This window comes from Kribbella sp. NPDC023972 (genome assembly GCF_040639075.1).
GTDB lineage: Bacteria > Actinomycetota > Actinomycetes > Propionibacteriales > Kribbellaceae > Kribbella.
Genome location: NZ_JBEZZH010000002.1, coordinates 399019 through 414668 on the forward strand (window position 1 = coordinate 399019; position 15650 = coordinate 414668).

11 protein-coding genes and 1 tRNA gene are annotated in these 15650 nt (G+C 65.4%); 4 read left to right on the forward strand and 8 right to left on the reverse strand.

Going from position 1 to position 15650, the window contains the following annotated elements; genetic code table 11:
* Positions 1-117: 117 nt before the first annotated feature.
* Positions 118-2910, reverse strand: coding sequence for a DUF4365 domain-containing protein (locus tag AB0F43_RS11025; protein ID WP_360473741.1), 2793 nt, complete (start codon positions 2908-2910; stop codon positions 118-120).
* A gap of 991 nt (positions 2911-3901) precedes the next feature.
* Here AB0F43_RS11025 and AB0F43_RS11030 point away from each other — a divergent pair.
* Both AB0F43_RS11030 and AB0F43_RS11035 read left to right on the forward strand, forming a co-directional pair.
* Positions 3902-4180 (forward strand): helix-turn-helix transcriptional regulator, encoded by a 279-nt coding sequence (locus tag AB0F43_RS11030; RefSeq protein WP_360473743.1) that lies wholly within the window; start codon positions 3902-3904, stop codon positions 4178-4180.
* 335 nt (positions 4181-4515) lie between these two features.
* On the forward strand, positions 4516-5817 hold the full coding sequence (locus tag AB0F43_RS11035; RefSeq protein WP_360473745.1) for a hypothetical protein: 1302 nt from the start codon (positions 4516-4518) through the stop codon (positions 5815-5817).
* 147 nt (positions 5818-5964) lie between these two features.
* Here AB0F43_RS11035 and AB0F43_RS11040 read toward each other — a convergent pair whose 3' ends face one another.
* The 5 genes from AB0F43_RS11040 to AB0F43_RS11060 all read right to left on the reverse strand — a co-directional run bounded on the left by AB0F43_RS11040 (position 5965) and on the right by AB0F43_RS11060 (position 12151).
* The gene (locus tag AB0F43_RS11040; RefSeq protein ID WP_360473747.1) at positions 5965-7878 is read right to left on the reverse strand and encodes an ATP-dependent helicase; all 1914 of its coding nucleotides are present in this window, start codon (positions 7876-7878) and stop codon (positions 5965-5967) included.
* On the reverse strand, positions 7875-9098 hold the full coding sequence (locus tag AB0F43_RS11045) for a TOPRIM nucleotidyl transferase/hydrolase domain-containing protein (protein WP_360473749.1): 1224 nt from the start codon (positions 9096-9098) through the stop codon (positions 7875-7877). The genes AB0F43_RS11040 and AB0F43_RS11045 overlap by 4 nt, the downstream gene beginning before the upstream one ends.
* A gap of 59 nt (positions 9099-9157) precedes the next feature.
* The gene (locus AB0F43_RS11050; protein ID WP_360473751.1) at positions 9158-9859 is read right to left on the reverse strand and encodes a DUF2813 domain-containing protein; all 702 of its coding nucleotides are present in this window, start codon (positions 9857-9859) and stop codon (positions 9158-9160) included.
* Between the two features lie 301 nt (positions 9860-10160).
* Complete coding sequence (locus AB0F43_RS11055) at positions 10161-11954, reverse strand: tyrosine-type recombinase/integrase (RefSeq protein WP_360473753.1); 1794 nt, start codon at positions 11952-11954, stop codon at positions 10161-10163.
* Between the two features lie 124 nt (positions 11955-12078).
* A tRNA-Lys gene (locus AB0F43_RS11060) sits at positions 12079-12151 on the reverse strand.
* A 131-nt stretch (positions 12152-12282) separates the two neighbouring features.
* On the opposite strand from AB0F43_RS11060, the gene AB0F43_RS11065 reads away from it, so the two are divergent.
* Both AB0F43_RS11065 and AB0F43_RS11070 read left to right on the forward strand, forming a co-directional pair.
* The gene (locus AB0F43_RS11065) at positions 12283-12714 is read left to right on the forward strand and encodes a hypothetical protein (protein WP_360473755.1); all 432 of its coding nucleotides are present in this window, start codon (positions 12283-12285) and stop codon (positions 12712-12714) included.
* 97 nt (positions 12715-12811) lie between these two features.
* Positions 12812-13447 carry a hypothetical protein gene (locus AB0F43_RS11070; RefSeq protein ID WP_360473757.1) on the forward strand — a complete coding sequence of 212 codons (636 nt, stop codon included), beginning with the start codon at positions 12812-12814 and terminating at the stop codon, positions 13445-13447.
* Between the two features lie 69 nt (positions 13448-13516).
* Here the strand turns inward: AB0F43_RS11070 and AB0F43_RS11075 are convergent, their stop codons facing one another.
* Both AB0F43_RS11075 and AB0F43_RS11080 read right to left on the reverse strand, forming a co-directional pair.
* Positions 13517-14470, reverse strand: a complete 954-nt coding sequence (locus tag AB0F43_RS11075; protein WP_360473759.1) for an aldo/keto reductase — start codon at positions 14468-14470, stop codon at positions 13517-13519.
* Positions 14467-15645: an MFS transporter gene (locus AB0F43_RS11080; RefSeq protein WP_360473761.1), complete on the reverse strand. Its 1179-nt coding sequence runs from the start codon at positions 15643-15645 to the stop codon at positions 14467-14469. The genes AB0F43_RS11075 and AB0F43_RS11080 overlap by 4 nt, the downstream gene beginning before the upstream one ends.
* Positions 15646-15650: the final 5 nt, after the last annotated feature.

The window sequence follows — 15650 nt, forward strand, 5'->3', positions numbered from 1 at the left end:
GCCGCGGTTGTACGCGGCGCTGAGCCCGAGCCAGTGCCCGGACAAATGCTGCTGTGACGAACTGTGGCGCTGACCGAACTTGTTCGACACAGCGTCTGGTGTCGACGACGAGGAAGATCAGACTGCCGCATCTCGCACGGGCTTGAAGGGGTGATCCCGTAGTCGAGCCCGCAGCGCCGCGATCGATGGGTTGGTGTCCGTAACTTCCGCAACCTGTCGGGCGACAGCCAAGGGGACGAGCAGACCGGAGTCGTTGACGGCTGCTTCGATGGTGGCCATGACCGCGGCATCTGCAGATCCAGCAATGACGATCCATGTGAGTCCCGCCGCTGTGGTCGCACGGATCTGTGGGTCTTCGTCATGGGCCAAGGCAATCAGCATCCCGACGGCAAGCTCTTGTGCGCCGCCGGCCGCCCGCATGTGGCACGCGGCCACCATTGCTGCCCAACGGCGCTGGTCGCGAGATCCTGCCAGCAACTGAACGACAGACTCGTCGATCATCGAGTCAGCCCCCAATGTCGCCATTAGGTATGCAGCTGGTCCGGCCGCTCCAGGTCCGAGTCCGAACTCAACATCTCGTTCATCAGCATCGGTGGCGAGGATTCGAGCAGTGATCTCGGTCAGGCGATCGCTCAATCCTTCAGGCACCTGGCCCACGCCGTTTGCCAGTGCAAGCAATGCGCCGCGCTTCTGGGACGGAACGATATTGTCATCAGCGAGATAGTCCAGAAGTGGATCCCACTGAGCCTGTGTGGGATGCCAGCAGTTCAGGACGACGAGGGATCTTGCCTCGTCGTAGATGCCGACCCCCACGATGCCCGATGCTGCGGACTCGCGACGCGTCCGAAGCTGGTCGACAAGCCTCTGGATCATCGCTGCCGCCGCGTCGCCAGCAAGTACGCGAACATCCCCGAACGCGGAGAGGGCCGATGACGACCCTGCCGCGATGTCATCGACCAATGCGGCCCGCGCGGCCTCGATGTATGGGGCCGCAGCGCCCAGGAGCGCGTGGCGCAGGCTTTCATGGTGGCGTTCAGCGACGGCGACCGCAGTTGCGGCTGTGTCGGCGCCCCACACGGCGCGGTCCAAGGCTATGGCGCAGGTCGCCCAGCCCCGGGCGAGCAGTTCATCCGAGATAGGCGGCAACTGCAACATGAAAGTGGCAACTCGCTGCTGTGCTGCTTGGCTGGCAGACCGCAAGACCTGAGCAAGGGCCTCCACTAACGCGATGTGGAGAAGGAAAGTAGGCCGGACTCGCTGTTCAAACCCGGCCGGATCGGAGTAGGTGCCTAGGAGCCACTCGATGGTGGCGTCCGCGGTCGCCTCGTCGAGTACCGCCCCGCCTCGACGCAGAAGCGTCAGGTTTGCATACGCGGTTGTGTGGGTGGAGGCATTGAGGTCGATCGAACGGATTGTGTCCGCCACTGAGGCTGCTGGCCCGTCATCGACAAGCCTCCGCACTGCTATGTCCAGAGCCTTGTGGTCCCCGGCCATACGAAGAAGCGACAGTCCGGCGCCTAGATCTGCTGGGTCGCTTGAACGCGCGAGGCGTGTGAGCGTGTCGCGGCCTAAGAGGCTTGAGAGGTCTCGCCAGCTTCCGTGGTCGCCGGCCAATGTAGCGTTTAGCGCGGCAGCGACGAGTTGGTCGTGGGCGGTGTCGCTGGCGCTCCAGCGATGCGAGGTGTCTCGTGACCAGTCGACGAAGCTGCGCTCTAGCGCGTCCGCGAGTGCCCAACCGCGGGTCTGCTGTCTCCACCAGTTCGCGGCGGTGTCGGACGCCTCAATCGTGGCACCCAGATCGCCCTCGCCCCAATCAAGTAGTCGGAAGAGGAGTTGGGCGCCGACGCCGGCGACGGCGGTCGCGGTGACATCCTCAGCGTGGGTGCCTGCGATGGACTGAACGGATGCGGCGAGCTGACGAGCCTCGGTTGTGCGCCCGACCTCTGCGTATGCCCTGGCCAGTTGCACCGCGAGCCATGCGTGATCGACCGGTTTGGCAGCGTCTGTGTCGCGTATCGCCTCCAGCAACGCGATTCCCTCATCGGTGCGGCCTTCTTCCATCAAGCTCGTAGCGGCCGCGATGGTCGCAGCGGTCTGAGCGGCCGCGTCGGGCGCGTCGACGGGCACCGCGAGCAGCAGATCGAGCTCGCCTGCGGTAACCCGACGGTGCAGGGCGGCATAGAATCGCCAACCCCACTCAATCGACGCTGCAGCAGCGTCGGTGCTGGGGACGAGACCGCGTTCCTCGAACTGATGAAGTTCGCCGATCCGGGCTTGGAGGACAAGCGCAATTGCCTGCGACGCTGTCAGCGGATCATCGACGTGAGAGTTCGGATGTGGGGCAATGAGTCGCGGCACGAGCAGCGCGTAGCGAAGAAGATCCCGCTCCAGCACAGAATCTGCCCCATGCCACGCGCTGCCCTCCCACGCCGGTGCGGGCCGCGTGCTCGCAGCGATCGCGATGAGCGAGTCGCGACTCTGCTCGTCTACCTTCTGGTCGATCGGAACCAGTACCTTCTTGCCTTTACCGGTCGAGATGACAGCATCCTCAGTGACATGAACCCAGTAGCTCGTGTCGCTGTCGAGATCATGGATGACTACTAGGTGGGGCAGTCCGTGGCGCAGCCAGTCATCAATATGCTCACCGTCGTCGTCGCGAAACCACCACCCATTGACCTCACCGTCCGCGTTCTTGGCGGGCTCTCTGAACCAGGATGGACCAGCCTTGATCTGGGCACCGAGCGTCAGCCCCAAGTCGAAACGGCGGGCGTCCCGCGCCATCAGAAAGACATCGGTTCCGTTGTCATGCCGAGTGATCTCCGCATAGCCGAAGCCGATTCGGCCGAACTTGCCAGTGACCTCACTGACTCCAACGGATCCCGTCTGCTCGCTCTCGGTCGCACGTGCCACCGACGTACCCTCTCCCGGCTCCGGCGAGGAACGCAAGCCCACGCTTGCCGGCCACTTGGCGTCCTTCGCTGGGCCTCGTCGGTTTTGACGTGTCAAGCAGCTCCGCGAGCACTTCACCGGCCAGGAGGAGTCGCGCCCCCGGACCGCTGTCGCCACGAGCGGCGGCGCTCTGCTCGATGACATCAGTTGGTCCTCAACGCGAGCGGGCTGCGTGGCGAGCCGCGCGCCGCGGGCGAGCCTCGTGCGTCATGCGGTGCTTCTTCGAGAAAATCCAGCAGAGGTGCTTGGTCGCGGGTTGGCATGCAGGTGCATGTCTCACTTCTCCGTGCATTTCAGCCGATTGGCGGTTTCCGGGCGAAGGTCTCGCTCAAAGGCGCTCGGATTGATTGGAGATCCTGGCCAGTGCGCACGGTGCGGAGAGTTGAGCGGGCACATGGCTGCCCGCCCACCATGGACGGCGGTCCTCACTGAGGTGAGCGTGCCGGAACCACTGCCGCATCCCCGGCGATGACCGGCGCCAGTGGGTGCGGTGCTGAACAATTGAACCATCCGACCAGGCTGGGATGACCACCACATGACCACCGTCGCCTACATCGCCGTTGGGAATCCACCCCTCGCCGGCAGGCGGCTGGGTCTCCAGGAGAGGCTCGCTCGCCAGGGCAAGCCAATGCACGACGCCGTACTGCCAATCCATGACAGCCTCGCCTGCATGCGCCCCGGCCGTCACCGCTGCACCCGTTCGTAGGGCCGTTCCGATGCCTTAAGGAGTAGGGACCAGCCACGAACAGTCACATAAACGGCCGAGCTGCGGGCGCCGGACCACGCGTGCGCGCGGACCGCAATTTTCTGGACCATCGCAGAGCCTTCCTTCGCAACGACGGATTTTCCAGCACGACGAAGCTAATATTTTCCTAGGGAAGCTTCAACCATTGCTGAGCAGATATTGACTTCTTACCGTAGATATTGGCGACGTGCCGACTGGAGGAGAAGCGTGGACGATGCTGCCGTGCCCACGGAGGAAGTTGATGCGACCATCGCTGCCAACGTGCGCGCCATTCGAGCCCGGCGGCAGGAGCGCCAGGAAGATCTGGCCGCCGAACTTGGCTGGTCTCGTCCTGTTGTGGGCGACCTCGAGAACGGGCGACGCCGGGTGACAGTTGCCGATGTCATCGCCCTCTGCCGGGCACTCGAGGTGGATCTCCGTGAGCTGCTGCGAGGCGTGGATGACGATGACCTGCGAGTCCTCGGTCTCGACCGCCGGCGCGCGTAGAACACAGCGACATACACAAACTGGCCGACCGGCCGTCGACAGGCGACGCTCGCTGGTGGCGCCGGTGAGTGCTGGGCTGGGACAGCCACAACTCCTGATCTGGGTCGACAAGCTGGCCCCCGGCCTACGCCTGACTGGATGGATCTGAGACGTTCCAGATATCAGCCGGGACTGGCCGCGTGCCGCGCCGTGCCCGGCTAGCGGCCAGCTCAGGAACGATTGCTGGAGTCCCATCAGCGGCGGCGGCGCCGCCGGGCAAATCGCCTGCAGGGAGTCGGAAACCGCTATATCCTGCAAGGCTTTTCTCGACGGCGTTGGGACGGGAGATACCAGGCATGGAGATCAGGTCGCTCGAACAGCTGCGTGAGCCAGACCCGCGTACGCAGGCCTTCACGCCCCATGGGCTGGGGATGGATCGCATTTTGACCCCCGAGTCGGCGGCCGAGTTCCAGCAGCGGGTGATTGGGCGCCTTGAACTCACCGGCGCAGTCGCTGACGGAACTCGGCGCTCGTTCGAGCGGCTCCGCACCATCTACGCCTACGGTGTGCTGTGCTACGACGTGTTCACACTGGTGAACGATGCAGCGCTACTCGTCTTGGAGCAGGCCCTGCGGGACCGATTCGTCACATACCACCAGCACGGCATGAAGCTCGTCGATCCTGATGGCGAGATGCGCGAGATCCAGATCGGCGGCTACGAACACGTGCGGAGCTATTTCAAGAGGAACCGCCGAAAGCGCCTTCGTCTGGTCGTGGGTGATAGTGGGGCCACGATCGCGTTCAGGGATGGCATGTTGTCCGACCTGCGGGTGTGGGCAAGGGCAGCCGGCCTCCTCCGTGGCCAGCGCAACCGGTTTGTCGAAGACGCCATGGCGGCGCTGCGTAACGAGGTCGCCCACCCCAACGGTTATAACCTCCTCTCACCCGTTGATGCCGCGCGAACTGTGACTGACTTGGCCGAGATCATTAACCAACTGTGGGGCGAAGCAACCGAGAATGGTCGCCTCTATCCGACGCCCATGCGGAGGGAGATCCTCACCCTGGCTCGGACGCCGGACGGTGTTGACATCGCCGCCAGGGCAGAGCGACTGGCAGATGACGACGCCGAGCTGCTCGGCGCGGAACACCTCATTGTGCGGGCAGTGTTCCATGATCCTGACCTGCACTGGTTCCAAGGCAGGTGGGAGGCAACGTCTTACCCGGCAGATTGGCTGTGGGGCCCAGGATCAGCTGACGCCGCCCGGGACTGGCTGCGGACACTCCAGCCAGCTGAGGATAGCTGCGACTACCTAGACCGCGTATTCGCGGTGCACCACGTCGGCGCGGACCTCTATCTGCCGATGACGCCTGACGCTGTCTTGGCGTTACCAGATGCGGACCGCAGCGGGAGCTGGCACATCGTCCGGGCAGACCACCCGGACGCCGCCTTCACGCACGTCAAGAACCGAGTCCTCGGCCTCTCATGCCAGCAGACTGGACCGTGTGACAACTGCCCAGCTGAGCTGCTCGCCCAGGGCGCATTTCCCGACATCGCCGAATTGCTGAAGGTCAACCAGACCAACGCGCAGTATGTGCTGCCACCGGAGCTTGCGAGGCCCAGAGCACGAGCACACAAATTCCAACTACCAGAACCGTGATGGCCAGGAACCCGACCACCAAACGATGAGCCTCATTGCCCGAACAGGGCCTCGCTGTCGCCCGGACCTGGATGGTGGAGGGGCGGCGCGTGCCCTCCAGCCTGGAAGGCACTTTGGTTCTGATGCCGAGAGGCGCTCCGTCGGACCTCAGCCCATACGCACGAACGGCACACCGGCCTGGTTCAACACCTCGTACAGATCGGCGATCCTGTCCGTGGCGCCGCGTTGGTCGCATTGGGTGAAAATGAGCCGCTCGGCCGCGCGGGACACACCGACGAAGAACGCCATCGTGGATTCGACCGTGTCGCGGGCATGGGCCCACCACTGGTCGTCATCGAGCCCAACGAAGAAGACCGTGTGGTATTCCAGGCCCTTGCTGCGATGGATGGTCAGCAGCGGCACTGCTTCGTCGTCGGTGAACGCGCCAGCCACTTGACCCCACGAGTCGACCCGGCCGAGAACGTCAGCGAGCCGAGTCTTGAACGCCTCGAGCGTCACTGCGAGGTCTTCAGCCCGGTCCGCGAGGATGCGCTTCTGGGCGATGTAGTCATACTCCACGAATGCCGCGAGCTTGCCGACGAGGACCTCGGTGAGCTCTTCGGCGTGGTCAATGTCCGGCCCGGTGGTCGCATCATCGTCCAGCGGTGTAGCACCGAACCAGCTGCGTAGTTGGGCCAGGAATTCCGAGAGTGAGTCGTCGGTGCTCGACCCCACTTCGCGGTTTCCGTCGTTCGGAGCGAGCCGGGTGAGCGTGCCGGTGACCTCGCGCCAGGTCTGCGGCTGGCCTCCGCGAACAGCGCCGAGGCGGACCAGACCGATGAGCAGTCGCGCGAGCTCGTCCTTGAGCAGATCCTGGAGCCGGAGCTCGCCGACCTGGGCGTCGTCGTTGCGCAGCTTGAGTCCTTGAGCTGCGAGCGCCCGCGCGAGTTCCGGTTCGAGGTCGGCCACTCGCTGGCGCGCGATCAGGGCATACTCCGCTGGCGGGCGTCCGGATTGCTCGATGTCGGCGGCGATCCACGCTGCGATGGACTCGGCCTCAAGCCTGGCGTTTGAGAACGACCAGACCTGGACTGGGACGTCTCCGACCTGGCTGACGACTTGTGACAGCTGCTGCTGGCTGCCCGGGTCGAGGCGTGTCGCGAAGCGATGTTGCAGATCGACGAGCTCCTGGGTCGAGCGGAAGTTCCAGCTCAGCTCGAACGGCTGCGCGTCGAAGTCGTGCTCGAACTGAGCGAACGCGTCGGTCAGGGCGCCCGCCCAGCCCATGATCCGCTGCTTGCGGTCGCCGACGACCGTGACGGTCGTGCCTTCGCGTGCGAACACAGACTTCAGGAAGGAGTACTGGGCATAGGTGGTGTCCTGGAACTCGTCGACGAACACGTACGGGTAGGTCGCGGTGAGTGCGCGCTGCAGCTGCACGCTTGAACGGATGACCAGCTCGGCCAATCGGTTCAGCATGACGAAGTCGACCGTGGGGACCTCGTGGCCTTGGTACTTCTGGGCCCACCACTGCTGGATCGCGTAGTCCTCTGCAGTCGCGGGTTCCTGCGGCTCGGGCTCCAAGCGGTAGGAACCGACGAGGTTGGTGATGAATCCGGCCTGCCGGATCCCGTAGATGCCGCTACGGAACTTCTCTGGTGCCGCTGCGGCGAGGTTGCCAAGGAAGTCGCGAACTTCAACCTGGCTGGCGAAGCCGATCCGATACGTGCCGCTGATCGCCCAGGCGGGTGGCAGGAGGTCTTTGAACCGGTCGACAATCGACTTGGTGAACGAGTCGAACGTCATCGAAGTGAACCGGTCGACGTGTTCCGGCAACCGTGTCTGCACACGTCGCCGGAGGTTGGCTGCCGCGTCCCGCTTGAACGAGATCGCGAGGATCTGCCGGGGAGGACGGCACAGGCCGGTCTCGAGAAGGTAGCTGGCGCGCTGTGCAAGGAACTCGGACTTCCCGGCGCCTGGCCCCGCGGTGACCGAGAGGGTGCCGGCGCGCAACGCATCCCAGGCCGCGGGTTCAAGGTCCTCGATGTCACGCGGACGCCAGTCAGCGGGGTCGGTTCTCATGTCGGGGTGACCGCCTCGGCGATCCGGTCCAGAAGTCGCGAGAGGGGACCCTCAACCATGGCTAGGTCGGCTGGGGAGACATAGGAAAGGGCACGCAGGTGGGTGCTGGGCTTGGAGTGGGTGAGGAACAGGTACCGGTACCAGCGCAGATCGTCGGTCCTCTTCGCCTCCGTCCAGTACGCCACGTCAGGTCGCACGCCGGGTTCACCGAGGACCGCGTCGCGCGGGTCTCCCTGGCTACTGGGCCCCTTCTGTCCATCCTCGCGGTGGTCGGTGTAGGCCGGCCTGAACTTCGTCAGAAGGAGCATGTCGAGGTCGAGCGGAGCCGAGAAGTAGATGCCCCACTTCTCGAGGTGGTTCAGCCATGCCACCAGCTGAGTGGTGTCGAGATCGTCGATGTCGTCAGTCGAGTTGAAGCCGACGATGCCCTCGGATCCGTCGAACGGGTTGATACCGACCTGGAGCAACCGGGTGCAGGCATCACGGACGCGTCCTTCACCTCCCCCGCTTCGCCCCAAGTCGAGGTCGAGAAGCGTGGCGTACGGGATGTCGAGCTGAGTAAGAAGGCGCCAGAAGTGGTTGGTGTGCCTGCCACCTAGCGGGACAACGGCAACGAACGACTGGTCGATGTGCAGTCCTCTAGCTGCGGCGAGCTTCGGCAGGACAAGTGCTTCGGAATCGCCTTCGCCGAGGACGACGAAGCGGGCGAAGTACAGCTCGGGATGAGCACGGACAGCCTCGCGGATGTACTTGCCCGCCTCTGAGGAGTCGTCCGGCAGGACTATCTCGCGCACTCGGGTGGTCTTGGTTGCCTCGTCGAGACGGAAGTGCCGGACCTGCTCGGGCGGGATGCGGGACAGAACGCTGGCGGAGTGGCTGGAGATGAGTGTCTGGGCACGGCCGGTTTGGGTCACGTCGAGGAGCTGCTGGACCACACGGGAGAGGAAGAACGGCGCCAGGTTGTTCTCCGGCTCCTCGAGTGCCAGAAGGGTCAGGGATGGCAGAGCCGTGGCGGTCAGGTCGAACTTGTCGTCGTGGTCGCCCGCAGCGATCGCGCCCTCAAGGTCCAACGTGGCTGCGGTCAGCGCGATGTGGAGCAGAGACTGCTGCCCGTCGCTCAACTCCCTGGCAGACCGTGTTCGTCCGGTCGGCGAAGGCTCGAAGAGCATCTCGGCGTTCGTGACAAGGACGCTCACGTCACGGTTGATGGGCTCGAACATCGGATTCAGCTCGGAGGTCAGGTGATGGAGCTCTTGCCACCTAGTGGAGATCGCCTTGGTCACAGTCTCGACGACCGCTTCGTCCTTGAACTTTCCGAGAGCTCGTCGGCGGCACCGCCGACGTGCTCGCGGAACGGGTCCGACCACTGGCTAGCGCGCCAGACCCGCCCGCGCAGGAAGGCGTTGACCTGGCGGGCTCCGTCCCGGGTTGCGGGCACGTACACCATCTGAATGCGGTTGCGGTCCGAGGCGCTCAGCTCGAGCCACTTTTCGCCGTACTCCTCATCGAAGGTGTAGACGACACGGCGGCTATCTTCGATGGTCCCGTTCACAGGGCCTTCCGCCGACCAGGAAGCTTCAAGGACGATGCGGAGCTTGAGCTGACCGTCGTCATCGGCCGTCATCTGCGCGAAGAACTCCGGCACGCTGCCTGAGGCGTCGGCGGCGTCGTCTGCGAGCTCGGGGAACGCGAAGACTGCTTCGATCCTCAGGGCCCTGGTCGCGGGTGCCTCTTCCTCGTCGTCGGGGACGTGGAAGTCGTCGACACGGATCTGCCGCTGGTCACCGACGACACCGAACAGGCGCGAGAGCGCCTGGCAGGCAGCAGTCTTCCCGGCCGCGTTCGCGCCGAGCATCGCAGTCAGCTGAGTGTCGAAACGGATCGTGGTCGGCTCGGGTCCGAAGCTTTGGAAGTTGGTCAGGCTGAGGCGCTCAAGGAACATCCAGCGACTCCTCCAAACTCGAACCGTCCTCCCGGTCACTTGCGCACAATACGAGACTCGAGGCGCGATTGGCACCCCCGGGTGGGCATGCGGGCGGCATACCGGTAGCACGCGATGGTTCGTGCCCCGAAAGCGCTTCTACCAAGCAGGCGAAGGGCTGAAGATGCAGGCCACCCAACGCCGGCATTCTGAGGCGCCCCCAAATGGCCGACGGACTGCGTCTGACCTACGCGCCCACCACTCCAGATATCCCAACTTGCCTGCGCTTCGCACCCCGGATGGCCCCACGCGGAAAGGGCGCCCGAGCCTTTACCACCAAGCATCTGGGCTTGACCTGCAGTTATCTGGTGGCCACAAAGGTCGTCATGAGATCCGCGGACCCTGCCAGGCTGACAGCGAGTTCGTAGTCGCCGATGTCCGCGAGGTCACCGCCGCTTCGTCGAATCGCGCCGACGAGCAGCTGGCGAAGGTCTTTCGAGCTGTCTGGATCGGCACTGGCTCTGAACTTGGCGATCGGCTTGCCTAGCTGGCGAACCTCCAAGTCGAGGAGTCGCTCCTGCCCGACCGAGACCTGAGCCTGATCGTTGGGGGCGTTGGTCGATGTTGCAGCGGTCGAGGCCGCAGCAAGTGCGACGTACTTGACCAACGTACGGCGGCCGGAATTGATCTCTACGAGGCCCCACTCGTCGAGAAGCTTGACTGCGCGTTGGGCGGTTGAGACTGATGTGCCGTGCTCGGCCGCGATCGCCTTCACCGGTGGGATGGGGAGGCCCGGCCGGAGTGTGCCTTGCATGATCTTGGTTCGGAGATCTACGGCGATCCGCTCGTACGGGCTCGTCGGGTCCAACTCAGTGAGAGTGATGGTGGGTGTGGGTGCGGCTCCGGGGCGGATGGGCATACGTGAGGCAAGGCTGCCCGCTGCGCGTTGATCGGATTCGGATACCCAGGCGGTGTAGGCGCGGAGGGTGGTGGTTCCGCCGCCTCCATGGCCGAGTCGGCCAGCGACGGTTCGGATGTCGACGCCGGCGGCGATCAGCTCGGTGGCGGAGTAGTGACGGAGCTTGTGGAGAGTGGTCTTGATTCCCAGGCGGTTGGCCAGCTTGCTGTATCGCTGGGTGACGGAGTCCGGAATCAGGTGCGCGGATCCGTCTGGAGCTAGCGAGAAGACGAAAGCGTCGTCGGCGAGCTCAAGCTGGAGTGCCTCGGCGCGGGCGTGGGCACGTGCCTTATGTTCACGTAGTAGTTCGATGGTCTCGGGGTCGAGGGTGATGCGGCGGTCCTGGTGGGCCTTGGTGTCCTTCTCCCACGTCTTCTTGCTGCGTTGGCCGATGGCCTTCTCGAGGTGGAGTACGCCATTGTCGAGGTCGACGTGCAACCAGCGGATGGCACACAGCTCGCCGCGGCGTTGGCCGGTGATCATGGTGAGCCAGATTAGGGCTCCCCAGTCGGGGTCTTTGAAGGCCTCATTGATGATGCGCGCTGCTTGTTCTGGCGTCGGTGGGCGCGGGTTGCCCTTAGGAGCTGCGGGTGGTTCGGCGTCGGCGATGGGATTGGTCGTGACCCACTTCCACCGGACCGCGCGACGGAGAGCGCCGTACAGGATGAAGTGGATTTGGCGGATGGTTGAGGCTGCGAGGGGCTTGCAGGTGTGCGGCCGGCAGCGCTCGTCGCACTCGTGCTTGCGGGTGGTTCGGTGGTCGATCTGGCCTTTGGTGTTCTTGCAGTGGTCGCGGCAGCGACGGAGTTCGGCGTACAGCGAGTCCATGATGCCGGCGTCGAGAGAGCCCACCTTCACGCCGCCGAGGAGTGGGCGGATGTGCTTGTCGGCGTAGCCCTTATAGACGTCGAGGGTGTTGAACTCCAGGTCTGCTTCTGACAGGTACTTGTCGAGCAGTTGATTGACCGTGGCCTTGGTGCGCGGGTTGCGGCGCTCGTACACCTGGTTGAGCAGCCGGACGCGCATTTCCTCGGCCAGCTTCTCAGCGTCCGGCCCGGCGGGGATGACCTCCGTCAGGTCATGCCGGCGCTTCGAGACGGGGTCGATTCCGGCGTACACGCGCACTCTGACGGCGCCGCTCGGCAGTACGTCGATGCCGCCGCGGTCCCGTTTCTTACGACCATTCACCTTGGCCATGCGGCCGATTCTAGGCCTCTTGCGTCACGAAGCGTGTCATGACGCGAGTTCGAGAGGGCAGAGCGGCTGCTTGGAAGAAGGTCCTCTGACCCGTTTTCGCAGGTCAGAGGCCACTTTCTGAAGGTAGGCCCCGTGGGACTCGAACCCACAACCCGCGGATTAAAAGTCCGCTGCTCTGCCAGTTGAGCTAGAGGCCCTCTCACGAGGGGTGAGGGGAATAGTGTGTCAGGTTTGTCCAGGGGTTTGGTGGTGGGGTGGGGGTAGTGACTCGGGCGGGGCCGACGAGATCGTCTGCCTGGCCGGCCTCCAGGCCACGTTCGAGGACGTTTTGGACGCGTACGTCGCCGGGCGCCCGGCCGCGGTGAGCGCGATCGAGACCGTGGCTGGCCGGTTTGCCAAAGGTGTGGCCGCGATGCGGGCGATCCTCGATCCGCAGGTCGTCGTGATCGGCCGCCCGATCGCCCGCTGCGGCGGACCGTTGCTGGAGGCACCCGCCGTCACGCATCAACCCCTGAACCAGCCACCGCTCGCGGTCTCCTCGCTGGGCCACGACGGCGTCGTGTACGGCGGTCTGCATCACCGCCTGGCCGAGGTCGAGCGGAGCCGGTTCGAACGCGGCAGGAGCAGTATCCGCCGAGCAGCAGTTCGCGGCCCGGTGCCGGGCGAGGTGCCACCGGCCGCGGCCTCCGGATGCTCGTCTGCCTCGCCTTCCAGGGGGAACTTTGGCAACGGAATCATCCAGGGTGTGGTCAAGAATTAACCGCTGGTGACTGTTCGTGACGGCCCGGTCGGCGTACGCTCGTGGCGGGGGGAGACGATCGCGTCTGGGGAGGCGCGTTCGGTGTTAGGGGGCACGGATGAGTGTCGTGGAGCGGGCGGAGATCGTGCCGTCGCACGCTGAGGTGGTGAACGCCTGGAGAGAGATCCTGAATCTGGCGAGCACCTTGGACCTCGCCGATCGGATCGTGATCGCGGTCAAGCTGAAGGCCCGCGCCGAGGCGCTGGCGACGTACGAAGGACTGGCCCGGGGTGCGGAGGACCTGGCCGGCGACGCTCGGACGTTCGCGGCGGCGGTGCGGATGCAGAATCCGCTGGCGAAGGTGTTCGTGGCGGTCGGACTCGCCTCGGCGATGCTCGGATTCTTCGGCCTGTGGTCGTTCTCGGTCTTACGGAGCACGCTGGTCTCCGACGCGGGGATGGCCCAGACGAGCGCGGCGCTGATCGGAGTGCTGACCGTGGCGTCGGGTGGGGTGGTGTTCGGAGTGGTCCGGGGTGCGGTTGTGGCGGCGCAGACCGCGGTCGAAGTGGTGGAGAACGTCAAGCACCCGTCGACGGTCCTGCTGCGGGAGGTTCGCCCGGCTGAGGAGCGGTTGTTCGCGATCTTCGACCAGGAGGTCCCGGAGCCGCCGATCAGCGCTGGACCGCTGATCGCCCTGGCCGCAGCCGGAGTCGTGACCGGGGCTGTCTCCGCCACGCTCGCCGGAGTCCTGTGACCCCCTGAGTTTCTCGTGCCGGCACCACCGGGTGGGCGTCGGCCAAACTACGCGGCATGGTCCAGGAATCTACGCGTTGCTGGCGATCTGCGGGTCGTCGAGGAGGCCTTCGGTGCGTAGGGCCGTCCAGAGCTCGGGTGGGACGGGGGTGTTGAAGTTGGCGAGGTTTTGCTCGACTTCGGTGCGGTTTCGCATGCCCAGGACGATGCTGGTGATGGCGGGGTGGAGGAGCGGGAAGGCCAGGGCTGCTTGGGGGACGGTGACGTTGTGGGCCTCGCAGATGGTGGCGATGCGGTGCGCGCGGGCCAGGATCTCGGGGGTTGCGGTGCGGTAGTCGAACTTGGCGTTCGCGTCGGGGCGGTGGGTGGCCAGGATGCCTGAGTTGAAGACGCCGGCCGCGACCACGGAGACGTTGCGTTCGACGCAAGCCGGCAGGAAGGTGTCGAGGGCTGGTTGCTGCAGGAGGGTGTAGCCGCCGGCAAGCATCACCACATCGACGTCGGTCTCGCGGACCAGGGTGGTCAGTTGGCCGACGTCGTACATGCCCGCGCCGATCGCGCTGACCACACCTTCGGCGCGCAGCTCGGCCAGCGCCGGGTAGCCGAGCCGCAGTGCGTCGTCGAAGTGCTGCTCGGCGTCGTGCAGGTAGAGCACGTCGATGCGGTCGAGTCCCATCCGGACCAGGGAGTCCTCGAGGCTGCGCCGTACGCCGTCACGGGAGAAGTCCCAGACCCGGCGATGCGTGGCCGGTACGTGGAACGTCTCGTCCCTCCGGCCCTGCGGGTCCTGCGGCACCAGCAGCCGGCCGACCTTCGTCGACACGACGAACTCGTCCCGCGGTTTGTCGCGCAGCAGTTCCCCCATGCGACGCTCGGAATGACCGATGCCATAGTGCGGCGACGTGTCGTAGTAGCGGATCCCGCCGTCCCACGCCGCCGCCAGCGCCTCGGCGGCGGTGGCATCGTCCAGTGGCTCGAACAGCCCGCCGAGTGGCCCGCCACCGAAACCGAGTTGACCCATCATTTGGTCCTCCTATGACACACAGCGGCTGCTGCGGCGAGGGCGGTCACAAAGGCAGGGACCGCCCACCAGCCCAGTTGGTTGTAAAGCCGTACGGCGGTCCACGAGCCCAAGCCGCCGGCGGCGTACGCGCAGACCATATAAGCGGTGTTCATCGCGCTGCGCGAGTGCGGATCGAGTCGATACATCCGCGTCACGTTCGCGACCATGCCCGACTGCATCGACACGTCGAGGACCAGTACGCCGGCCACCAGCAGGACCAACCCCACCGGTCCGCCGAGCAAAGCCCCCAGCATGAGTACGGCTGCCAGACAGGTGCCGGCCAGGATCCATGACGTCACCACGTCCGGGCTCTTCCGATCGACCAGCCGCCCGGTCAGCGGAACGACGGCCATCGTGGCGATCGCCACCAGACTCACCCAGCCGAGCGCATCGGCGCCGAGGCCGAAGTCGTCCCGCAGTACCAGCACCAGCGTGGCCCACGTGCCGGTGAATCCCGCGAACGTGCACATCTGGTAGAACGCGGACCGCCGCAAGCCGGGGTGGAGTCCCAGCTGGTTCAGCGGCCGCCGCAGATAGCCCGGAAACCCAACGGGTACGACGTACGCCGGCACAGGCAGCCGTGACCACGCCACCACCGCACACACCAGCGCGAGTACGGCGGCACCGACATACGCGTATCGCCAGGAGTACTGCTCTCCGAGAAACCCCGCCACAGCACGCGAAGCGATCATCGCCGGAATGGTGATGCTGAGCAGGATGCTGTTGACGCTGCCGAGCCGGCTCGAGCCGGTGATACCCGCGACGTACGGGCCGATCACCGGTGCCGCGACGGTCGCGCATCCCATCAGGAACGACGCCACCACCAGGACCGGCAAGGACGGAGCCACAGCCGCGATGACCGCGGCGGCCGACGTGCAGCAGAACAAGATGGTGAGCAGCCGGCGCTGGATCCCGGCGTCACCCAGCGGGACAAGGGTCAAGATGCCGGCGGCGTACCCGGCTTGTGGCGCTGTCACGACCAGGGCGGCGTCCGCCACCGAGACGTGCAGGGACGCCGCGACGTGCGGCAGCAGCGCCTGCGGGAAGTAGACCGTGCCGACGCCGACGGCCGAGCACACGGCGAGTGCCGCGAGCAGGTCCCTCCGCGGTAGCGCGTCCACCATGACAGTAGTCATGAGCC